General features: G+C 45.3%; 16 protein-coding genes and 2 pseudogenes. 6 read left to right on the top strand and 12 right to left on the bottom strand.

Features of this window, described 5'->3' with window-relative positions; genetic code table 11:
- The first annotated feature begins 166 nt into the window (after positions 1 to 166).
- The 3 genes from MHB80_RS07850 (at position 167) to MHB80_RS07840 (ending at position 5,081) form a co-directional block, all read left to right on the top strand.
- Positions 167 to 3,043, top strand: a complete 2,877-nt coding sequence (locus MHB80_RS07850; RefSeq protein ID WP_341281632.1) for a 2-oxoglutarate dehydrogenase E1 component — start codon at positions 167 to 169, stop codon at positions 3,041 to 3,043.
- A gap of 5 nt (positions 3,044 to 3,048) precedes the next feature.
- Positions 3,049 to 4,302 carry a 2-oxoglutarate dehydrogenase complex dihydrolipoyllysine-residue succinyltransferase gene (odhB, locus tag MHB80_RS07845; protein WP_341281631.1) on the top strand — a complete coding sequence of 418 codons (1,254 nt, stop codon included), beginning with the start codon at positions 3,049 to 3,051 and terminating at the stop codon, positions 4,300 to 4,302.
- Between the two features lie 305 nt (positions 4,303 to 4,607).
- Positions 4,608 to 5,081, top strand: coding sequence for a C40 family peptidase (locus tag MHB80_RS07840; RefSeq protein ID WP_341281630.1), 474 nt, complete (start codon positions 4,608 to 4,610; stop codon positions 5,079 to 5,081).
- A 104-nt stretch (positions 5,082 to 5,185) separates the two neighbouring features.
- Here the strand turns inward: MHB80_RS07840 and MHB80_RS07835 are convergent, their stop codons facing one another.
- The 6 genes and pseudogenes from MHB80_RS07835 to MHB80_RS07810 all read right to left on the bottom strand — a co-directional run.
- Positions 5,186 to 6,094, bottom strand: a complete 909-nt coding sequence (locus MHB80_RS07835; RefSeq protein WP_341281629.1) for an ArsR family transcriptional regulator — start codon at positions 6,092 to 6,094, stop codon at positions 5,186 to 5,188.
- Between the two features lie 109 nt (positions 6,095 to 6,203).
- Entirely contained in the window at positions 6,204 to 7,712 is a 1,509-nt protein-coding gene (locus tag MHB80_RS07830; RefSeq protein WP_341281628.1) for an alpha-N-arabinofuranosidase, read from the bottom strand.
- A 276-nt stretch (positions 7,713 to 7,988) separates the two neighbouring features.
- Positions 7,989 to 8,315: an ATP-binding protein gene (locus MHB80_RS07825; protein ID WP_341281627.1), complete on the bottom strand. Its 327-nt coding sequence runs from the start codon at positions 8,313 to 8,315 to the stop codon at positions 7,989 to 7,991.
- Positions 8,316 to 8,463: 148 nt separating this feature from the next.
- The gene (locus MHB80_RS07820; RefSeq protein WP_341281626.1) at positions 8,464 to 9,375 is read right to left on the bottom strand and encodes an ornithine carbamoyltransferase; all 912 of its coding nucleotides are present in this window, start codon (positions 9,373 to 9,375) and stop codon (positions 8,464 to 8,466) included.
- A gap of 93 nt (positions 9,376 to 9,468) precedes the next feature.
- A complete protein-coding gene (locus tag MHB80_RS07815) occupies positions 9,469 to 10,647 on the bottom strand; it encodes an oxalate decarboxylase family bicupin (RefSeq protein WP_341281625.1) in 1,179 nt (392 codons plus the stop codon).
- Positions 10,648 to 10,791: 144 nt separating this feature from the next.
- Positions 10,792 to 11,337: pseudogene (locus MHB80_RS07810) on the bottom strand (Uma2 family endonuclease); the annotation flags it as partial.
- A gap of 127 nt (positions 11,338 to 11,464) precedes the next feature.
- Here MHB80_RS07810 and MHB80_RS07805 point away from each other — a divergent pair.
- Complete coding sequence (locus MHB80_RS07805; RefSeq protein ID WP_341281624.1) at positions 11,465 to 12,901, top strand: SpoVR family protein; 1,437 nt, start codon at positions 11,465 to 11,467, stop codon at positions 12,899 to 12,901.
- A 1,688-nt stretch (positions 12,902 to 14,589) separates the two neighbouring features.
- On the opposite strand, the gene MHB80_RS07800 is transcribed toward MHB80_RS07805, so the two are convergent.
- Together MHB80_RS07800 and MHB80_RS07795 are read right to left on the bottom strand one after the other, a co-directional pair.
- Positions 14,590 to 16,329 (bottom strand): hypothetical protein, encoded by a 1,740-nt coding sequence (locus MHB80_RS07800; protein WP_341281623.1) that lies wholly within the window; start codon positions 16,327 to 16,329, stop codon positions 14,590 to 14,592.
- A gap of 4 nt (positions 16,330 to 16,333) precedes the next feature.
- The gene (locus MHB80_RS07795) at positions 16,334 to 17,011 is read right to left on the bottom strand and encodes a hypothetical protein (protein WP_341281622.1); all 678 of its coding nucleotides are present in this window, start codon (positions 17,009 to 17,011) and stop codon (positions 16,334 to 16,336) included.
- 132 nt (positions 17,012 to 17,143) lie between these two features.
- Here MHB80_RS07795 and MHB80_RS07790 point away from each other — a divergent pair.
- Positions 17,144 to 17,781, top strand: a pseudogene (locus MHB80_RS07790) (SpoVR family protein); the annotation flags it as partial.
- Between the two features lie 719 nt (positions 17,782 to 18,500).
- Here the strand turns inward: MHB80_RS07790 and MHB80_RS07785 are convergent.
- The 3 genes from MHB80_RS07785 to MHB80_RS07775 all read right to left on the bottom strand — a co-directional run bounded on the left by MHB80_RS07785 (position 18,501) and on the right by MHB80_RS07775 (position 19,822).
- Positions 18,501 to 18,953 carry a hypothetical protein gene (locus tag MHB80_RS07785; protein WP_341281621.1) on the bottom strand — a complete coding sequence of 151 codons (453 nt, stop codon included), beginning with the start codon at positions 18,951 to 18,953 and terminating at the stop codon, positions 18,501 to 18,503.
- 35 nt (positions 18,954 to 18,988) lie between these two features.
- Entirely contained in the window at positions 18,989 to 19,303 is a 315-nt protein-coding gene (locus MHB80_RS07780; protein ID WP_341281620.1) for a hypothetical protein, read from the bottom strand.
- Positions 19,304 to 19,456: 153 nt separating this feature from the next.
- The gene (locus MHB80_RS07775) at positions 19,457 to 19,822 is read right to left on the bottom strand and encodes a hypothetical protein (protein ID WP_341281619.1); all 366 of its coding nucleotides are present in this window, start codon (positions 19,820 to 19,822) and stop codon (positions 19,457 to 19,459) included.
- 888 nt (positions 19,823 to 20,710) lie between these two features.
- Here MHB80_RS07775 and MHB80_RS07770 point away from each other — a divergent pair.
- Positions 20,711 to 21,109, top strand: a complete 399-nt coding sequence (locus tag MHB80_RS07770; RefSeq protein ID WP_341281618.1) for a RidA family protein — start codon at positions 20,711 to 20,713, stop codon at positions 21,107 to 21,109.
- Between the two features lie 72 nt (positions 21,110 to 21,181).
- Here the strand turns inward: MHB80_RS07770 and MHB80_RS07765 are convergent, their stop codons facing one another.
- Positions 21,182 to 22,261, bottom strand: a complete 1,080-nt coding sequence (locus MHB80_RS07765) for a glycosyltransferase family 2 protein (RefSeq protein WP_341281617.1) — start codon at positions 22,259 to 22,261, stop codon at positions 21,182 to 21,184.
- Positions 22,262 to 22,287: the final 26 nt, after the last annotated feature.

Below are 22,287 nucleotides of genomic sequence, written 5' to 3'. Positions count from 1 at the left end.
TGAGAAGATGGACTGGCGGCATTCCGATTGATCTATTTTCAAGATAGTTATGATACATAATCGTTATTTAAGTTTCCATGTCGTTCTGTACTATAATGAAGTCATATGCTAGTTCTGATTCCGTCCATAAACTTACAAAATTCAAAGACGGAGGTATCTGTCGAAAATGTCGATTGGCAATGAAACTACCCAAAACCCGTGGGAAGGCTATTATGGTCCCAACTATGGGTACATCCAAGAACAATATGAGCTTTTTAAACAAAACCCTGAAACCGTAACATCTGAATACCGCGATTTGTTTGCTCGCTTTGGCGAGCCGCCTGCTTATGCAGTTGGCCAAACTGCCGCTGCACCACAAACGGTAGGCACTGCTTCGATCGATGCGAAAACGCTTCAAAATTTGGTCGCTGCCGGCAAGCTCGTATGGAACATTCGCGCATTCGGCCATTTGGCGGCTGATATTGATCCGCTCGATATCGGACCTAAATCGAATACGAAGATGCTGAGCCCTGAAACGTATGGCATCACACAGACGGATCTGCTGGCTTTGCCTGCTGAGCTCGTATGGACGAATGCCACTTCCGATGTTGCTAATGCATGGGAAGCTATTCAGAAGCTGCTTAAAGCGTACACAGGCACGCTTGCTTTCGAATTCAGCCATGTGCATGATGAAGCGGAGCGTGCTTGGCTCAAGAAGCGTGTTGAACGCCAGCTGCCTTCTGCTGCACTCAACAAGGAAGAACGCAAGAAGCTGCTCGTCAAGCTATTCGAAGCAGAGCAATTTGAAGATTTTCTGCAGCGCACCTTTGTTGGTCAAAAACGGTTTTCCGTTGAAGGCAACGACGTGCTTGTCGCCATTGTTGATGAATTGGTTCACGAGCTGTCGAATGACGGTGTGAGCCAAATTGCGATGGGGATGGCACACCGTGGGCGCCTTAATATTTTGGCGCATGTGCTGGGCAAGCCCTATACCAAAATTTTCTCCGAGTTCTACAACTCGCCGAACAAGAAGCTTATCCCGTCCGAGGGCTCCATCGGCATCAACTATGGCTGGACTGGTGATGTAAAATACCACTTGGGCGCCAATCGTTCATTCAAGACTGGCGAAACGGTTGAAACCCGCATTACGCTTGCGAACAACCCGAGCCATCTTGAATTCGTCAACCCGGTTGTCGGCGGCTTCGCTCGTGCAGCACAGGATGATCGCAGCAAGCCTGGCTATCCGGTAACCAATCTGGATTCAGCTGCCTCCATCATTATGCATGGTGACGCAGCATTCCCTGGTGAAGGCATTGTAGCGGAGACATTGAATATCGCTCAGCTGAAAGGCTATACAAGCGGTGGTACGCTTCATGTTATCGTCAACAACCGCATTGGCTTTACAACAGAAAGCCATGATTCCCGTTCGACGCAATACGCAAGCGATGTAGCCAAAGGCTATGAAATTCCAATCGTGCACGTAAACGCTGATGATCCGGAAGCTTGTATTTTTGCAGCGCGGATGGCCAGCGAATATCGTACTCTTTTCAAGAAGGATTTCTTGGTTGACCTAATTGGCTACCGTAAATATGGACACAATGAGACGGATGATCCGGAAACGACTCAACCTCTTATCTATAAAAAAGTACGGGCTCATGCAACGGTAAGCAAGATCTACTCCGATAGATTGATTGCTGCTGGCGCTATTACAGAGGCTGAAGTAGCAGAGCTTAAGCAAGGTGTCGTAGACCGCCTGAAATCAGCTTATGACGAAGTGAAAGCTCGTGATGGCCAAGAGCCTGTTCATCAGACACAAGGACTGCAAGGAGAAAAGGATAACACGACTTCCGTTTCCCCTGTATCCATTGAAACGCTGCAATCGATTAATGCTGAGCTGCTTCGTTTCCCTGACAGCTTCACTGTATATCCGAAGCTGCAGAAGATTTTGGAGCGCCGCACGAATGCATTGAACGAAGGCGAGAAGCTTGATTGGGGCCATGCGGAAACGCTTGCCTTCGCAACTATTCTTGCTGACGGCAAGCCGATCCGGCTTAGCGGCCAAGATGTCGAGCGCGCAACATTTGCTCATCGCAATCTCGTGCTGCATGATGCAGTAACAGGCGATACCTTCTGCCCGCTTCACCAATTGCCGCATGCGAAAGCATCGTTCGCCATTCATAACAGCCCGCTTTCCGAAGCTGCTGTGCTAGGGTTTGAATATGGCTATAACGTACACGCGCCGGAAACGATGGTCATCTGGGAAGCGCAATACGGCGATTTCACCAACGTCGCTCAAGTGCTTATTGACCAGTTCATTTCCGCAGGCCGTTCGAAATGGTCGCAGAAATCCAGCATCGTCATGCTGCTTCCGCATGGATATGAAGGCCAAGGGCCTGAGCATTCCAGCGCACGTCTGGAGCGTTTCCTCCAGCTGTCAGGCGAGGAAAACTGGACGGTTGCCAACTTGACGAGCGCTGCGCAGTATTTTCATATTTTGCGCCGCCAAGCTTCCATTACGGAAAGCGAAGCCGCACGTCCTTTGATTATTATGGCTCCTAAGAGCTTGATTCGTAACCCGCGCGTCGCTTCCAACGCTTCCGAGCTTAGCAATGGCTCGTTCAAGCTGGTCGTTGAGCAGCCGAACCTCGGCAGCAGGCCAGAGCGCGTAGAGCGCCTGATTTTGTGCACAGGTAAAATGGCAATCGACCTTGAAGATGCCATTGAGAAGGAACAAGAGAAGGACCTCGATTGGCTGCACATTATTCGTGTCGAGCAGCTTTATCCGTTCCCTGAGAAGGAAATTGCTGAAATTATCGCCCGCTTCCCTCAACTGAAGGAAATTGTGTGGGTTCAAGAAGAGCCGAAAAACATGGGCTCATGGCATTATGCCGATCCGCGCATCCGCGCGATTGCGCCTGATGGTACAAGCGTAAGCTACATTGGACGCCCAGAGCGTTCCAGCACAGCGAGCGGCTTCCAGCAAGTACACGCTTTTGAGCAGCAGCATATTATTTTGCAAACATTGAAACATAGTCCGTCGTTGACATACAACTCAGGGAGGTAGCTACTGTGCAACAAATTATAGTACCCGCAATGGGAGAATCGATTACGGAAGGCACGATTTCCAAGTGGATTGTTAAGGTTGGAGATTCGGTTAAGCAAGGCGATGTGCTTCTGGAGCTTGAAACAGATAAAGTCAACATCGAGATCAGCGCCGAGCAGGATGGCACGATTCAAGAGATTACACGCAGCGAAGGCGATACCGTTCAAATCGGCGAAGCTATCGGCTCCATTGCTGCAGGTGGAGCAGCTCCATCCGCTCCTGCAGCTGAGCCAGCGAAGGCTGCACCAGCTGTTGAAGCAGCAGCTCCGGCGCAAGCAGCACCTATCGCGTCTCCTGTAGCAGAAGCAGACAGCAAAGGCGGTCAAGTTGCCGCTTCCCCTGCTGCAAGAAAGCTCGCAAGAGAAAAAGGCATTGACCTGACGCAGGTTCAATCCCGCGATCCGCTTAGCCGCGTTAGCTCCGATGATGTTCGCTCGCATGGCACACAGCCGGCAGCGCCGCAAGCACCGGCTGCTCCTGCCGCTAAAGCGCCAGCTGCGCCTAAATTCCAATCGGCTAAGCCTTACGAGCGCAAAAAAATGTCGCGTCGCCGCGCAACGATTGCAAATCGTCTGGTTGAAGCTCAAAGAACAGCAGCAATGCTGACAACGTTCAACGAAGTCGATATGACCGCTATTATGGATATCCGTAAACGCCGGAAACAATCGTTCCTTGACAAGCATGAGGTTGGTCTTGGTTTTATGTCCTTCTTCACGAAAGCTGTCGTTGGCGCTCTGAAAGAGTTCCCGCTGCTAAACGCTGAAATTGAAGGCGAAGATATTATTGTAAAGCAGTTCTACGATATCGGTATTGCCGTATCGGCTAAGGAAGGTCTTGTGGTTCCGGTTGTTCGTGATGCGGACCGCCTGAGCTTCGCTGAAATCGAGCGTTCAATCGTTGACCTTGCTGGCAAAGCCCGTACGAACTCGCTCGGATTGTCTGACCTGCAAGGCGGTACATTCACAATTACAAATGGTGGTACGTTCGGCTCGCTGCTGTCCACGCCAATCATTAACGCACCACAAGTTGGTATTCTGGGCATGCACAAAATTCAGCTTCGTCCAGTTGCGATCGACGCTGAGCGCTCCGAGAACCGTCCAATGATGTACATCGCCCTTTCCTACGATCACCGCATCGTAGATGGCGCTGAAGCGGTACGCTTCCTCGTTAAAGTGAAAGCAATGCTTGAAGATCCAGAAACGCTTCTGCTTGAAGGTTAATAAGCATAAGTGGTGAACAAATAGATTATGACACGTATAACCCCCATGACCATAATGGTCATGGGGGTTATTTTTACTTACAAAAAATAACTAATGAATACGCATTCATTCATCATTCTTCTCATTTAAGCCTGAATTCGAATGAGAAGTTTCTCATTTATTTTTAACAATTGGTATCAAAACACCATTAAATCTAGTTTTATGGTCTCAGAGGAAATTACTCTCAATTTTAATTGTGGTATTGTATAGCTAAGAACATATAAATAGACAAGCTATCAACCCAGAGAAGAGAGGGCATTCACATCATGAAAAAACTTCGTTTTGGTAAACTGGCTGCATCCCTTGCACTTACCGCATCGCTTACTTTATCTGCTGTTCCTTTTACACAAGCACCAGCAGCTTATGCGGCATCCGCCTCCACCCAATCCAAGATCGTTTCGGTGGCAAAAGGCTTTATGGGAACACCTTATCAATTCAGCGCTCCCACTAGTTCGACTCGCGTTTTTGACTGCTCTTCCTTCACCAAATATGTTTTTGCCAAGGTTGGCGTTTCTTTGCCGAGAAGCTCGAAGGATCAATCAAAAGTCGGCTCATTCGTATCTCGAAGCAATTTGAAGGTTGGCGATCTCGTTTTCTTCTATTCCCCTATTCATCACGTCGGCATTTATATCGGCAATAATCAAATTATTCATACATACGGTGCCCCTGGAGTGACCGTTACGAGTTTGAGCTCCAGCTGGTGGAGCAAAAATTACGCAACGGCACGTCGCGTGCTTTAGCACCAATTTGCTCTAACTCACACAAACGCCTCTACTAATAAAAGCCGTATCGCAATCGTCAGAGTCCCCCCAACCTGACTGCGATACGGCTTTTATTCATGTGCTTATTCCTCGTAATAAACCCGGAACATGATATCCTGATTGTAATTGCCGAAGCCTTTGCCATACAGTGTAAGGCCGCCTACATGCGCAGCATCCTTATCTACCGCAATGCGCAGCGTCCAGTGATTGCGATCCAGTGTAATCTGCTGCACGCTAGTGTCGCTTACCTGCTGCCCATCCACAAAGGTGCCATCCTCCTGCACGCGAATCACTTTGAGCAAGCCATATTGATTCAGGTTGCTATGCCACCAGGAAGGAGAAAACTTGCCGCGGGTACCCCCGTAATCACCAGGGCTTGTCCACTTGCCAATGGTCGTTCCATTTAGGCTGAAGCTGATATCAGACAGCCAGTTCGGATTGTAGCCTGGAGCCTCGGAGCCCAGCTCCAGCACAAGCTCGAATGCGCTCGGGCGCTGCCCCGGCAGCAAATAATTAGGGATTTTATATTCGACGTATCCTCGGCCAAACCATAAAATGCCCGCATTCATCCGCTCCGGCTCTAGAAAAAAGCGCGGGTCATCGAATTGGCCAATGGCCTTCTCCACCGTCGCGATGCCGCAGGTCGGATGCACTTCATATTCGGTGTAATGTCCAATCGGCACCGTGCTCTCATGCATTTTTTTCACTTCGCGTGTGTGATGGGGCAGCTCGATTTCAATATGCTGCTCGGCGAGCGTGCATATTTTATGCGTGCCGCCCTGCTTGCGCACCATCTTCGTCTCAATGAGATTCGCCTTCTCCAGCTTGCGGATATGCATGGTCACAATCGCGCTACTGAGTCCCAGTGCCTCTGCAAGCTCTTTGACATTCATCGAGCTTACTGCCAGCAAATCTATAATATGAAGCCGCACATGGCTCGACAGCGCCTCATAGAGCGGCAGCCAAGCTATATCTGTATTGGCTTTAATCAACTTGTTCACCCTCCTCTCCCTTATCATCGCATAAAATGAAACGAGAGGGAACAACCGCCTACTTAGCCCTCTCACCCGAGCTAAGCTTGCGATTGTTCCCCTCTAAAATTTACAGTTTAATTCGAATGACATTCCATGACGCTTTATTCAACACAGCTTGGATTTGCCCTTTATCCGTCAATGCGGCGCTGCCATTCGTGTGCGGCGTAACGCAGTTAGGCGCATCTGCTGTATTGGAAGCAGACAAATCCTCATTTTCCAAAACAATATGCTCCAAAATTCGTCCTTGACCGAAGCTGCGCAGGTCGATATCGAATGCAATACTTTCTTCCAGATGGCGATTCACGGCAAACACAGTAATCTCTTGCTTCTCTTCATTATGCACCGCTACAGCTTCAATATAAGGCACATCTGTAAAATCTTTAGTGTCATGCTTAGGCGAGCTCATGAGCGGTACAAGCACCTCGCCTCTTCCGAACAAGCTTGCGTGCATATACGGATAATAGATCGTCTGTTTCCAGGCTGCTCCGCCATTTGTCGTCATAATTGGTGCGATGACGTTTACGAGCTGAGCAATACAAGCCATCTTCACCCGATCAGCACGCTTGAGCAGGCTGATCAGCATGCAGCCGACAACCAGCGCATCCTCCTGTGTATAAATATCTTCCAGCTGCGGAGGAGCAATTTGCCAAGGATCAAGTTTTTTATCCGTTTCATTAGAATGGAACCACACGTTCCACTCATCGAAGGAAAGGTTGATTTTCTTCTTGCTGCGCTTCTTCGCCTGTACGAAGTCGGCTGTCGAAATGACCGTATTAATGAAGGAATCCATTCCCACGGATTGCGCCAGGAAATTTGCTGTATCCTTCTCGAGGTTGCCGTAATACTGATGCAGGGAAATATAATCTACTTCATTATAAGCTAAATCCAGCACCGTTGCTTCCCAATCCGGGAAGGTCGGCATGCCGATTCCTGAGCTACCACAGGCGACCAGTTCAATCGTTGGATCGACCCAACGCATGACCTTTGCAGTCTCGCTGGCGATACGTCCATACTCGACGGCTGTTTTAGCACCTATCTGCCAAGGGCCATCCATTTCATTGCCGAGGCACCAGGTTTTGACGTTGTGCGGGTCCTTGTAGCCGTGCTGCACACGCAAATCACTCCAATACGTTCCTGACGGATGATTGGAATATTCGAGCAGGTTGCGTGCCTCATCAGGGCCCCTCGTCCCCAAATTCACCGCCATCATCGCGTCCGTATTCGCTTTGCGGCACCAGTCCATAAATTCATTAAAGCCAATCCAGTTCGGCTCAATCGTGCGCCAGGCAAGCTCCAGACGTCTTGGACGCTGATCAAGCGGACCTACGCCATCCTCCCAGTTGTAGCCTGAAACAAAGTTTCCTCCGGGATATCGCACAATCGGCACATCCAGACCTTTTACAAGCTCCAGCACATCGGAGCGAAAACCCTGTTCATCCGCCTGCGGATGATCTTTTTCATAAATACCGCCATATACCGCCCGGCCCAAATGCTCGATAAACGAGCCATAAATTCTTTTATCGACTTCACCTACTACAAAATCCTTATCAACGATCAGCTTTGCTTGTTTTGACATGTTCAGCTCACCTCATAAGATTAATATTTTTGTTAACCAGATAATAAAACTACAATGTATATATTCATTAAACACTATGCAGCAGCAGAACGCAAGCACGAATTAATAACGCTTCCAATCCTTTTCTCCATATAAAAAAAGACGGTTGAGGAGCTGCTTCAGCAGCCTCCTTCAACCGTCTTTTTCCGCTATATGCTTTCTGATCTGCTTACTCGATTCGCTATTCAGGAGCAGCAGAAGCCCGTTCGAGCTGAAGCTCGCATATCGTGCCTTGATTCATTTTGTCGTATAATAAGGCAAACCTAACCGCTTAACCTGGACTCGACTCATGCCGCAGCCCGTATCGCGGACGAGAATTTGAATTTCATTTCGCACCAGTTCGGTCTGCACCGTCATCTTGCCACCTTCAGGCATAGCCTCAATGCCGTTTTTTATGATATTGAGCATACACTGCTGAAATTTCTTAACCTCTCCATAAATAATAAGCAGCCTCCGTTTCATAGTAGAGGCCAGCGATCTTAGGGTAAAAACAATAAACATGAGTGCAGCCGTCATAATATACAACAGCCCGTGAATGATTGATTCTAAAGTAAGATGAAGCACAATTTTATCCTCATACTCTCTCTCATTTAATAATTTCTTATCATTGCCAATGGCCGACTGTTTCCATTATAAAAAAAACTCCGGCCCGCCGGCAGAACATGCTCTTCAACTTTACGTGAAGGCATGTCCCGCTGGCGAAGCCGGAGACTTATTGGAGGAGATGCAGCAGCAGCGATTTTTGCGCATGCATTCGATTTTCCGCCTGCTGATAAATGACCGAATGCTCCGATTCCACCAGTTCCTCTGCGATCTCAAAGCCCGGATGAATAGGCATATCATGCATAATATAAGGTGTGCAACCAGCAAGCGTGCTGCTGTTCAATTGATAAGGAAGCATCACCTTGATGCGGCGCCGCTTCTCCTCCTGATAAAATTCCTCTTTATAAAACTCCATATCGATCCATGTATCCGTATATACAAATTGAGATCGCGCGACTGCATCCTGCAAGCTGTTAAGCTGTTCCACCCAGCCGCTTTGGAGCGCTTTTTCCATCAGCAGTTGATCCCACGATGCTTCATTAATGATCGGTGTAACAAGCAGCAGCTTGATGCCGAGCAGCATGCAGCCCTCTACCAGCGAATTGGCCACATTGTTATGAATGCCCACATAGGTTAGCGTTACATCGGAAAACGTTCCCGCCACCTCATAGATCGTCATCAGATCAGCCAGAGCCTGGCAAGGATGGTATTTATCACAGCAGCCATTGATGACTGGGACGGTCGCATAACGCGCCAGCTCCAGCAAATCGGCATGATTTTTGAGTCGTGCCATCATGATGTCGCTGTTTCGGGAGACATATCGCGATTCGTATTGAATTGGCGAAATACTGAAATTGCTGCTGTTCCAATCCATCGGGACGGCATAGCCGCCAAGCTGATTAATACCAGATTGAAATGATAAATTCGTCCTAGTCGAGCTTTTTTGAAAAAGCATCAGCAGCCCCCTGTTATCAGCAGCCTTGCTGTAGATTTGCGGGTTGCGCTTAATCTCAATCGCCTGTTCAATGATACTCAGAAGCTGCTCCTTCGTCGTATGTTCAAAAGATAAAAAATGCTGCAAGCTTAACACTCCCTTTATGAATAAATATTCATTAATTTGAATTATTATTCATAATAGCGAGTTTGCCTGCATTTGTCCAGCCATAGTCCAGCTTTAAAAGCCCGGATATTTAACAACGGGCCATTTTTCCTTGCGCAGCTTGGATACAAACGCTTCATCTACGTTGAGATTGCTTTTTACAAGCTCTGCTGGAGTAAGAGCCATCCACTGGTTAAGGGAAACGTCTGCGAAGCGGTCGCTTTTGAACATTTCCAGAAACCATAAAGTTGTATTTCCGGTATTTTGCACATAATGACCGCTGGCAAAGGGCACATAACCGACATCGCCTGCCCGCACATCATACGTCCGCGCGTTTCCGTTGCCGGTAAATACAGTCATTCGGCCCTGACCCGATAAATAATATTGCCACTCGTCGTTATTAGGATGCCAATGCAGCTCGCGCATAGCGCCGGGCTTAATCTCAACAAGTGCTGCTGCAATCGCCTTAGATGCTGGAAAATTGGAGGAATCAACGATTCTCACACTGCCTCCAGGCGTAATGATAGGGGTCTGCTTCAACAGCTCAAACTTAAACGACTGCGGGATGGTTCTGTATGGCGATTCTACCCTCTGGCTCTCAATGGAGCCGGGAACCGTGCTTTTGTATATATAAACCTGATTATCTGGAATATGGTCGAAATCACTCTCAGGCACGCCAAAATTAGCCGACAGCACCTCCTTCGGCGTATGGGCAAACCAATCGGAAATCGAAAGCGTGTTCAGATCTGAGAAATTCCCATCGTCAAACACAAGCAAAAATTCACAGCCTCCCTCCAGTCCTTGAATCGAATGCGGAATGCCCGGCGGAAAATACCACAAGTCACCCGGTCCAATATCAGCTATGAAGTTCCTTCCATTCTGATCCACCGCTGTAATCCTTGCATTTCCAAGCAGCATGTAGGACCATTCTGCCTGTTGATGCCAATGCAGTTCCCTTACCCCGCCCGGAATTAGCGACATATTGACGCCTGCCAGCGTTGTCGCAATCGGCAGCTCGCGTGCCGTCACCTCGCGGGACCAGCCCCCTTGATTCAACTGCATATGGGCATCTGAAAATGAAAATTTCATATTGGGAACGAGGCCCGCATCCGTTATAGGCGGAACTAGCATATCCGGATTTTCCAAGTCCCTCATCACATCGCGCGGCCCCAAATCCGGGCCGCCTGCTCCATCGCTGCGAATCGGTTGGGGAATATGGGGATATCCTTGCCTCGTATTTTCAGATTCGCTCATAAATAACCCGCCTCCTGTACATGGGTAGACTGCACCCAGCAGTCACTATCTGCCAATATATGCTTGGAGGCTGTGAATATGAGCGTTACAATACAAACGCAAAAAAACCAGCCGAGAGCAGCATCAGCCGGTTTGAACTATAAATTACTCCATATGAAACAGCATGTTCATAGGTACTTGTAAATCTTTAAATACGCTGGACTGAATCACTTCCTGCTCCGTAAATATATGACGCACCTGATAGCTGCCATCCTGTAACGCATAAACATGGACCGTCTGGTTTCCCGGATCGACAATCCAATATTCCTGCACCCCATATTTTTGATAGAGATTGAACTTTTCATTAAAGTCTTTCAATGCGGTTGAAGGTGACAGCACCTCAATGATTAAAGCTGGCGCACCATTACAACCCTTCTTTGAAATTTGGTCCTTGGAACAAACGATTGAAAGGTCCGGCTGCACGATATGATCAGGTGATTGAAAATCCCCGCTTTCACTGAAAAACACATCGAAGGGCGCCATAAATACATAGCAGTTCCGATTCTGAAAAAACGTACGAAGGGCAAAATAAAGCTCCCCTACAATATATTGATGCAGCGAGGCCCACGCCGGAGACATATTAAAGGCTTTCCCATCAATAAGTTCCCATGATCCATCCCATGTTAGCCAATCCTTGTAGGTATGCGTTTTTTTCTCAGCATGCTCCCAGTTCTAACCAAAATCCATCTTAATAAACTCTCCCCCAACACGTCATAAACTTGGCCCACTGCACATACCTATGCTATGAACGGTATTATCAAGTACGGGGGGATGGCTGATGAACCAGGATGAGATCCGCGCATTGGAGCGGTCCATCGATGAAATTACGGAAATCGCTCAAGGCTTTGGCCTCGATTTCTACCCGATGAGGTATGAGATTTGCCCAGCCGACATTATTTATACGTTTGGCGCTTATGGCATGCCGACGCGCTACAGCCACTGGAGCTTTGGGAAAACCTTCAACAAAATGAAGCTGCAGTATGATTTTGGACTTAGTAAAATTTACGAGCTCGTTATTAACTCTAACCCCTGCTATGCCTTCCTGCTGCAGGGCAATTCACTTATTCAGAACAAGCTGATCGTCGCGCACGTTCTCGCCCATTGTGATTTTTTCAAAAATAACGCCCGTTTCAGTACCTCAAACCGCAATATGGTCGAAAGCATGTCCGCTACAGCAGAACGCATTCAGCAGTATGAAATGGATTACGGCCTGGAAGCGGTCGAGAAATTTATCGATGCTGTGCTTGCCATTCAGGAGCATGTGGACTCGGCTATTATTAAGCCATACCAGCTCGATAAAACCCGCTATATTGAAATGCTGACGACGGAGCAGAACCGCTCTGTCAACACGGCGACCCCATCCGAATATGAGGATTTATGGGGACTTGACCCGAATGATGCACAGCATCAGGATCAAACGCCACCGCCAAAGCATTTCCCACCAGCGCCGGAAAAGGATTTGATCTGGTTTATCGAGGAATATTCGCCCCTGCTTACGGACTGGCAGCGCGATATTATGTCAATGATGCGCGATGAAATGCTGTATTTCTGGCCGCAACTGGAAACGAAAATTATGAACGAGGGCTGGGCGTCATACTGGCATCAGCGCATTATTCGCGAGCTGGACCTTACAAGCGAGGAAACGATTGAATTCGCCAAGCTGAATTCCTCGGTCGTCGTACCCTCCCGGCACACGCTGAATCCGTATTATTTAGGACTGAAAATTTTCGAGGATATTGAGAAGCGTTGGGATAAGCCGACAGTAGAGGAGCAGCGGCGCTTCGGGCGCGTGCCGGGCAAGGGCCGGGAAAAAATGTTCGAGGTACGCGAGCTCGATTCAGATATTTCGTTTCTCCGCAATTATTTGACCAAGGATTTGGTCAAGGAGTTGGACCTGTATGTTTTCGAGAAGAAGGGGCCCGAGTGGAAAATAACCGATAAATCATGGGAAAACATCCGCGACCAGCTTGTTTATTCCAAAGTGAACGGCGGCTTCCCCAGCCTATTCGTTACAGATGGCGATTTCAACCGTGTAGGCGAGCTGTATCTGCTGCACAAATATGAAGGCATGGAGCTTGATCTGAAATATGTCGAGCGCACGCTGCCGCATGTCGTCCATCTCTGGGGCAAATCCGTCCATCTCGAAACCGTCGTCGAGGACAAAAAAATCGTGTTCAGCTGCGACGGCAAAAAAACGAGCCGTAAGTTTGTTTAAGGTTTGACCATACTTAATGACATTTTGGGGAATATCCCCTTAGCTCAGAAAATAATTAAAAAAATGCGGGAAGCGGCCTTGAGGCAACTTCTCGTATTTTTTCTGCTTTTTAATATGGTGTTAGGTCATGCTTCCATTAGCTATTCTCATCCAGCCAGGTATGAAAGGCACCTTTTACGGTCGCCATTCAACGGATAAACAAACGATGAGAGCCCCGCGAACAATAGCAAATGAATTTGCTAAGAAATACAATTGCGAGATTGTATTTGAATATGAAGATTCCGGTGTATCACGAAGGAAAGCGGAGCTCACGAACGCGAAGGAATCCTTTCGTTATTATAAGACGCGATTGATCGAAAATTCGACTTCGTAGTCGTTAATCACCATGACCGAAATACTCGTAATCCAGTGGAACATCAACGAGTTCGAATGATAGTAGCGAGTTGTGCCATCCCAGTTGTTATCAGCAGTACCGAAAGCTTATATGACTCCGGCGATTTCATTGTGGATTTAATTAAAGACAGCACATCCGAATTCAAGTCGATAACACCCGAAAGCGTACTTGAGATACTGCCAAGATCATCCTGAATGAAGGTAAGTGGCTAGGTGGCAAAGAGCCCTTCGGCTATTACTATGATCAAATCGATCAAGACTTTCTCGCAAAGCGAAGACGAGAAAAAGATTGCACATCGTGTTTACGAATTTTACCGCAAACACTATGAGCAACGTAATTCTGGTGAGTTAAGTCCCAAAATGTACAAAACCAGCTTCCTTCTCAGCAATCTGTTATCCTGCTCTGTTTGTGATACACTGTTGCGCTGCAAAGATCAGAGTACATTTGATAAGAAACGAAACCAGCAGTATGGTATTCGATGGTCCTGCTGTACGTCCTGCAATTACAAGGTAGGGGCTAATCAAATACATTCCGTTATAAATGCTATTGTGAGTAATCCGAAAATATAAAATCTAAAGTCCGTTAGCTCACTCGTGTACACTGAAATGCTCGCTGAACGATTAGTTAGAACGAACTCCGATATTGAGTATATGAATCAACTGCTCGAAATTGCTATGGGTCGAGCTCGGCAACGTGCTGCATTAGTACCTGACCTTGAGACACACGATAACAACACTAGATTGGTTCGTATATTGTCGATGCAACAGCAGCACATGCATAAGCGACTTAGCGATCTAAAAACCAAACTTGACCGACTGAATAAGATCGATAACTACCTAGAGCTAGTTGAGGGCAACCCTGAATCCATCACTTGCAAAATTAAATCCATAAGCCTCTTGAGCGGAGATAGCCACGATCATGATATCTTCAAGATGATCACCTATCTGGTGAAGCAAGACACGAAGCATCCATGTTTGAGCAACCATCAGTTAGCCATTTTGATATAGGACAAGTTCTCGGTTTTTGGGTAGTCCTGTCTCAAAATCTCGGTGAAACGATAGTCGTCCGATCCGAAGACTACCGCTTCACCGAGACGAATCGTCCAGAAAGTGCTTGTCCCATGGGGTTTATCCGATTCCTGTATTCACCATTATATGTAGGATTTTAGGTTAGTAAACGTTTCTCGGTTATTAGGCATTACCTATTACTTCGTTCTTCAAATTTTTGAGCACAAAAAGTGTTGATGAACCCAGCACATGGGTTCATCAACACTTTTACAAAACTAATCATGCCACTACCCAGATACAAATTCATCCGCTGCATTCTTGATAATTCTGGACCGAACTTCTTTAATATACTTTATTGACATAAGTTCTTCACGTGAGGTCTGGATAATATCCCCTACGCGAGGGTGATGAGGAAGAATTTTTTTTATTAGATGTGTTGCAATCGGTAACTTATTTACTGACTCGTCCAACAAACTACTTATAATCGACGTGTTTTCGACTCTTCTTCCGCACTCAGAACAAAACTTAGCATTAGGAGGTAAATCCCTGTTGCAACCTGCACATTTATCAGATAAACTCTTCAGTTGTTGAAGGTAACCCTCAATTGAAGAATCATTTGAGCTAAATTCTCGATAGTCAGTTAAACTAATGCTTCCTAGAGACTCACTGATATTAGAAGAGGAGAAGGCTTTTTCTGTAGTAAGTAAAGCTAAATGCACCATATATCTAAGTCCGGTTTTTCTATCAGCGATTTTTACAGTTCCCTTGTTGTTTAATACACCAGAATAACATAAGATGTCCAGTGCAAGCTTTAAATTAGGAGAGATGTCCCTTGGAAATGTAAAGAATGCAGACTGATATTTATTTTTTCTTTCACGCAAGTTCTTCTCTCTAATTTCAGGCACTATATACGATCGTAATAATTCAATTCCGATTTTAATATGATTAGAATACTTCGGTAGGCGTTTTGTAAGGCTATTATGATAAGGTAATAATTCCTGATCAATAAACTCTTGGGTCGATAATAACAAAGCACGTTCCGTAAAGCCTTTATCCAAACTTCTCACTAACAAGTGTAAGAACGCTCTTGGATTTCCCGTTGACAAGTCGATACATTGATCTAAGACTTCGCCTCTTTGATATATTTTTTTTCTAAGTTGACTTTGTTGAGGCAACCGCTTGTCCAAAAGATCTCTAAAGAGTTTTCTGTTATTTTTCCGTCCTGATTCACCTGTTTCGTATCTATCCATTTGTAAAACATATGCGTCGTGACCAACTTCAAAATTTCTACCGTATGATGTGACGCTTGGATATACTGCGGCTTTAACAGCAATAGGTCCACCATGTATCAATTTAAAAATTTCAAAAAATATTTCTTGCTGAGCAGGAATAAATGTATGGGCGGCTTCATCAAACAAGAAGATTAATTTTTGAATATTAAACTCACCTAATACGTCCCTGATTATTTCGTTTACAAAACTAACGTCGTTAACCCTATCCAAGAAGTTACTACCGATATCGTTTATTAATTTATCCTTGTCCGAAGCAATTGCCAATTTTTGCAGTTGGTGGATTTTTTCTTGCAGCATTGTTTTAGTCCCTTGTGCCGACTTAATACCAAATATCCGGTAATACGGGTCTGTACTGCCTTCATGACCAATCAAATTTAATTGGGTTAACTTGTCATGAAGAGCCTGGAGAACTTTAGCTCCGACCCAGACTTGAAATGCATCTCTTTCCTCTGCTTTTACGCCCTCCAGTAATGTACTTGTCTTAAAGGACACATATACAGCTAGTTTACGACTTGCTGCAAATTCATTATCTAATTCGATTTCTGCTTGCTTCAATAACATAGACTTTCCAACACCACGTGCCCCCATTAACAGGTGTGCTCCACTTTGCTTTAAGGTGTCTACTATTTTTCTTTCAAAATCCCCGAGGACAGTTAAATGATTAATTTGGTCATACACCAGGTCCTCCATTCGTGCAGCTTGAAGTAAGTCAGAATCCCTTACTGTAGTGTCCATTCCTTCACCTACTATTCATTGTTATCAGCGCCGGCAACTGAGTGTAAAGCTCAGGAAAATATTCGTTGAGTCTTTTTTTCCATAATTCAAGGACTATATCTTCAACCTCTTCTGCCATTTGGAGGAAAGCACGCCAATCCTCCTCTTGGTGCGAATAGCGTTTTGGTAAATTCGACTCGAATGTGGTTATTTTACCATGCACAGTATTACTTAAAATCCTGTAAAGCCTCTTTGCATCCTTAAATTGCAAAATATCTTCATTATTATAATCAGTGTTGACTGATTTAATATAAGATCTATATCCATCCTTCGAGAAATGCTCTAACATATCATTAAAGTTTAAATCGTTATCGTGATTTTTCCAACCCCAAAAAAAATGCGGCATATCCCAAAGGAAGACAACCGCTATCCCTAGTTCGAGTACACGCCTAAGCTGGATTTTGGCTGGGTTCTCCAAAGAACAAGCAGCAAAATAAGTGCCAATCGATACATCTGAAAAAAGCTCATCAAAAACCGCAATTATTTCCTTTTGATGAGTGTCAAGAGATCGATCTTGACGAATAATTTGACCCAATATCGCAAACGATCTGGACTTTAGTTCTACGCGTGTTAGAAGTTCAGTCTCACTGTCCAACGATTTTGTAAAGTTTGCTTTAAATTTTTTATGTAACTCTTGGTACATGATCAAGCTCTTTTTCGAGTCCAAACTGCACACCCCACTTCATAATACCTTAGTATCAGATTATACCAAATATACGATTTTTATTCTTGTTTTAATTTTTAGATAGTAGTATATAGTGATGCACCTTAGCGTAACGAAGGCTGGACGTCCTACTGGCATCAGCGCATTATTCGCGAGCTTGACCTGACGAGCGAGGAAACGATTGAATTTGCCAAGCTGAACTCCTCCGTCGTGTACCCTCACGGCACACGCTGAATCCTTATTATTTGGGGCTGAAAATTTTCGAGGATATTGAGAAGCGTTGGGATAAGCCGACGGTAGAGGAGCAGCGGCGCTTCGGGCGCGTACCGGGCAAGGGCCGAGAAAAAATGTTCGAGGTACGCGAGCTCGATTCAGACATTTCATTTCTCCGCAATTATTTAACCATAGATTTGGTCAAGGATCTGGACATGTATATTTTCGAGAAGAAAGGGCCCGAGTGGAAAATAACCGATAAATCGTGGGAAAACATCCGCGACCAGCTTGTTTATTCCAAAGTGAACGGCGGCTTCCCCAGCCTATTCGTGACAGAGGGCGTTTTCAACCGTGTAGGTGAGCTGTACTTGCTGAATAAATATGAAGGCATGGAGCTTGATCTGAAATATGTCGAGCGTACGCTGCCGCATGTCGTCTATCTCTGGGGCAAATCCGTCCATCTCGAAACCGTCGTCGAGGACAAAAAAATCGTTTTCAGCTGCGACGGCAAAAAAACGAGCCGTAAGTTTGTTTAAGGTTTGACCATACTTAATGACGTTTTGGGGCAGAGCATCCCCTTGCTCAGAAAATAATTAAAAAATGCGGGATGCGGCCTTGGGGCAACTTCTCGCATTTTGTTGCACGTTATAAGCGCAATCCCCTTGCCGCCCCCCTCTCGCCTCACCTCATCTCTCCTCTCCTTATCTCCAAACCTGCTCCCTTTTGTTGTGCTTTTGGAGGTTATCCCTTCAGCTCATAACATGTGCAGCCTCCTGCATCGTCAATAAAAGAATCGTTGGAAGCATATCCGCTATAGCAGAACTCATACAGCAATATGGAATGAATTACGGTCTGGATGTGGTCGAATCTTTTTATACAACATTAAATTGAAGAATACAAGCTTCACTTAATTAATCAGTTCTCCGTTCATGGTTATTTTGAAATTTACTTAATACAGTTATGAACAAGAGTGCGTTTATTCCCAGGAGAATAAACAAGTATAAAGATGGAATTTTGGTTATTACCAAAACCACTGTTCCTGAAAAAATCAGACCTAAATTCTCTTTTCTGTACTTTTTGTAATCATCATTTTTATACTTAAGCAACCTATAAATAATTAGTATGTCGATAAACACAACGACTAATACTGCAAAAACATAAATCATAACACAAAATCCTCTCCAAAATGGAATAAGGACTTGATAGCTATGAAAATTTCACAACTGTCAAATCCTAACATTAATATTTTAGCGTATTACATGTTATTAACATAACCATAAGCTTGCCCAATATGATTTTCCATACTATTAAATTGATCAATTGCGATACCAGCAGCTGCCGAAGCTGCTGCACCACCAGCAATAGCACCAATGACGGTCGACCACGTAACAATTGCTGCTCCTAAAGCAACTGCTAACGAGGCTAGAGCAGCTTGATAGGCTGTGTAATCATTTGAAAACATATCAATATTAGAGCGTGCTGCCTCAAAGAATAGAACTGTAGGAGCAACCGTTTTAGTTACATGAGATCCTGAAGCCTTCAGATTATCAGGATCAGCGGCAAAATCAACATCGCTGTACGTCGCAAAAGTAAATTTCTTGTAATCGCTAGTACTATAATAGTGGGAATATGCAGCTACACCGCCTGTAGCATTCAATGCTGCAATTCCACCACTAATGGCGTTGCTATTTGCTTCACCTGTTTCCAACAACTCACCGTCAACATAAATTTCTTTGTTTTTTGTTAACCGATAGTTCTTTGTTTCAGTACCATTCGCAAACTCAGTTTGGACTCTTTAATGCTACTATATTTTGGTTTTAATGTATAATCGTCAGTTTTTGTTACAGTAAAAAGAGTATCTTGGACTTCTTTACTAAGTGTAATAGTAGTATTAGTGGAAACAGTGCCGAGAAACTCATTGTTAGCTGTGTAAAGATTTCTTGAAGTTTGAGTTGATTGAGTGTTAGATTTCTCAGCAGCGAAACCAGTAGCAGCAAGGGACGTTGTGACTAAGCCAACAGCAAGAACCATAGAAAAACTCTTTTTGAATCCATTCATACCTAGTTTAATTCATACCGATTTCAATTTGCATTGACGCCATAAACAACCGCTTCGTGTAATAATCAAGTCCAAGCAAATACTCTGGTTGAAACCCCCGCTGAATGTAGTGGCGAAGGAAGTAGAAATCCTCTTCACCACTCTTGATTAGTTTTATAGCGTTTCGTCCACTCGTTTGACCGATCTACCGCCGTAACCGCTCAATTTCATCAATTCGGCTGCGATCGCTTTAATCTCGCCTAGCTTAAACAGCATATTGACGATATCCGTTGGCTCCGTGCAAGCAAAGGCGGCCTGCAATTCCTTGTCTCGTAAATTGGGTTCACTTACGCCGTAAAGCACCGCATATTCATCCGATCCACTGTCTTTGCTCATCGCTTCCCCAAGAATTTCATTAGGAAATTGCGTAATCACGATCTCTCCCGCCAGAGATTCGACCTGCAGCGTAACCGCATCTTGTCCCTGACCTTTGATTGTCTCTTTCCGCTGCAAAAGCTCTGCTACCGTAAGTTTACCCATGGTTGTTATCCTCCGTTTGTTTATGAAATTGTGGATACGAAATCGTAATCACTAAAAGCGAACGGTACATCTTCGGAAAGAAACTCCGTATTCGCATCAATTTTAGCAAGCGTCAGTTCGTCGACGGTGTGATGCTAGACTTTACATTGGACACGGAAAACCGAGAGTGCGACAATAAAAGCATTTAAACTCGAGGTGTCCATAATGACGAGAAAATACGACAAGGAATGCAAACTTCAAACCGTAAGGCTGATCCAGAAAGAAGGCAAAACGGTGGCGCAGGTAGCCCGGGACGCGGCCTTGAGGCAACTTCTCACATTTTTTTGCACGTTATAAGCGCAATCCGCTTGCCTGCTCGCCTTCTCGCCTCGCCTTATCCTAAACCAGTTCCCTTTTGTTCTGCTTTTGGAGGTTATCCCCTTAGCTCAGAACGCACTTCGCCACCTCCATTAAGGGTAAGCGAACCTTGTCTTCAGATTGGTCATCAACCTTACAAATTCCTGACCCACGTTTCTGAGCTAAGGGGATAACAAGCCAAAGAGAAGACACCCCCTCTAGCTCCAAACCTATCTCATTAAATGCAACAAAATTCTAACGCAGCAGATTGGGAGGCCACTCTGTAAGCCCGGAAAAATCGTTCTATTAGACTGCACCGTTGGCTAGAAGTTGACTCCGCATCTCATTTCGCTTACACTTTAATGTAGATTATAGCTTCCTAAATTTTAAGAGAAAGGAGTGTCCGTTCATGAAGAAAAAATCGTTGCTTTTCATATCCTTCGGCTACGGATACTCGACTGCTGTTTTTTTCTAAAAGCCAATTCATGAGTGAAGTGCGCCCAAATGACTGGTTAAAAATGGCAGAAATCTTAAAATGAGAGGCGAAGATGAATGAATAATTTAGGAATCACCAGAAAAAATCCAGCAGGCATGCCTAGTCCAGTAGGAAATTACAGCCATATTACAAAAATCCCAAGAAATTCAGAGCTGTATGTGACTTCCGGTCAAATCGGAACGGACCAAAACGGCAACATTCCAAACACTTTGAATGAACAAATCGACAATACGTTTGCTAACATCAACTTTTTACTGAAATCCGAACAATTAACCTCCGATCATATTATTAAGGTGAACATATGGGCCACCGAAAAAATAGATTGGGATTATCTCTACGAAAAATGGGCGGAACTATTCGGCATTCATTATCCATCTATGACGATTGGTTATCTTTCGGAATTAGGACTGCCCGAAATAAAAATAGAAATTGAAATATGGGCGGCTAAAGCTTAAACAGGCTGATACAGCAGCAGCAGCAGACTATGGCTATACTTAGTCTGCTGCTGCTTTTTTATATGATTAGTGTTATTCCGCTTTCACCCGCAACGACTTCAGGTAGGCTTTATTTTGCAGCACTCTCGGATCATCTGGTCGGAAAGCTCGGGCAGCCTCATTATGCCGATAGGCCAGCTCGTAATCACCTAAACGATCGTAGCAGACGCATAGCTGAAGATGCGGCAGCCAGGTTGAGCAGGCCATATTGACAAAGCCCAGCCGTTTGTCGGACTGCCCACGCTCAATTGCAAGGTTATACCAGAAACCAGCCGTCTCGAAATCTTTTTGCTGCAAAAAATAATACCCTAGCCGGCAGCAAAATTCCGCCCGCGGACTGCCATATTGAAACGATCTTAATATCGATTCAAGCTCCCGCTCTGTATCTCCAAGCTGATTATAGCAATCCGCCAGCTTGCCGCATGTCGCCGCATTATCCTCCACCCAGCCTTCGCCCGTCGAAAGAAATTTTTCATAATACAAAATCGCTTGTTCATATTTTTCGTGGTCGCGAAGCTCATTCGCATAATAATAAAGATCACGAGGGGTAAATGTCTCGCCGCGCTCCAGACGTTTTTCATAAATCATTAAATTACGGTCATGGTCATGATGAAGACTGTTATGGATAACGGCAATATCGCTGCTTTCAATGTTTCCCCACACCTCTAAATACTCATGCACCGTGCCAATCCATCGGTAGTTGTTCGCCCTTTTGACAAGTCGGTTGCGGCTAATGCTGGATGCCAGATTGCCATATTCATCGAAGGCTAAATGATAGTTCATTCGGACGGAGTCGACCTCTTGGCTCAGTTCTGCCTTTAGATTAGCAAGTTTTACACGATCATTTTCAAGCAGGATATCATCCGCATCGAGCCAAAAAATATAGTCCTTCTCAGCCTTGCTGAACGCATAGTTTCTAACAGCAGCAAAATCATCCGTCCATTCCCTATCAAAAATCAGCTCCGTATAATTGCTGGCGATGAATTTCGTACGGTCAGTCGAGCCCGTATCTACAATAATAATTTCATCAACTAAATCGTGGATGGAAGATAAGCAGCGGCCGAGGGTGTCTTCTTCATTTTTGACAATCATACAAAGGCTAATGGAAATCATTTTGCTCACCTCGATATTATAATTCG

This window comes from Paenibacillus sp. FSL H8-0537, from assembly GCF_038051995.1.
In the GTDB taxonomy this organism is placed as follows: Bacteria; Bacillota; Bacilli; order Paenibacillales; family Paenibacillaceae; genus Pristimantibacillus.
The sequence above is the reverse complement of the archived record's forward strand: the minus strand, read 5'-3'. Positions and strand labels throughout refer to the sequence as shown.

Coding starts and splice junctions, on each gene's coding strand:
- MHB80_RS07775 (WP_341281619.1), bottom strand. CDS start 19,822: ATGGGTAAACTTACGGTAGCAGAGCTTTTGCAGCGGAAAGAGACAATC.
- MHB80_RS07850 (WP_341281632.1), top strand. CDS start 167: ATGTCGATTGGCAATGAAACTACCCAAAACCCGTGGGAAGGCTATTAT.
- MHB80_RS07795 (WP_341281622.1), bottom strand. CDS start 17,011: ATGTACCAAGAGTTACATAAAAAATTTAAAGCAAACTTTACAAAATCG.
- MHB80_RS07840 (WP_341281630.1), top strand. CDS start 4,608: ATGAAAAAACTTCGTTTTGGTAAACTGGCTGCATCCCTTGCACTTACC.
- MHB80_RS07770 (WP_341281618.1), top strand. CDS start 20,711: ATGAATAATTTAGGAATCACCAGAAAAAATCCAGCAGGCATGCCTAGT.
- MHB80_RS07800 (WP_341281623.1), bottom strand. CDS start 16,329: ATGGACACTACAGTAAGGGATTCTGACTTACTTCAAGCTGCACGAATG.
- MHB80_RS07815 (WP_341281625.1), bottom strand. CDS start 10,647: ATGAGCGAATCTGAAAATACGAGGCAAGGATATCCCCATATTCCCCAA.
- MHB80_RS07765 (WP_341281617.1), bottom strand. CDS start 22,261: ATGATTTCCATTAGCCTTTGTATGATTGTCAAAAATGAAGAAGACACC.
- MHB80_RS07780 (WP_341281620.1), bottom strand. CDS start 19,303: ATGAATGGATTCAAAAAGAGTTTTTCTATGGTTCTTGCTGTTGGCTTA.
- MHB80_RS07830 (WP_341281628.1), bottom strand. CDS start 7,712: ATGTCAAAACAAGCAAAGCTGATCGTTGATAAGGATTTTGTAGTAGGT.
- MHB80_RS07805 (WP_341281624.1), top strand. CDS start 11,465: ATGAACCAGGATGAGATCCGCGCATTGGAGCGGTCCATCGATGAAATT.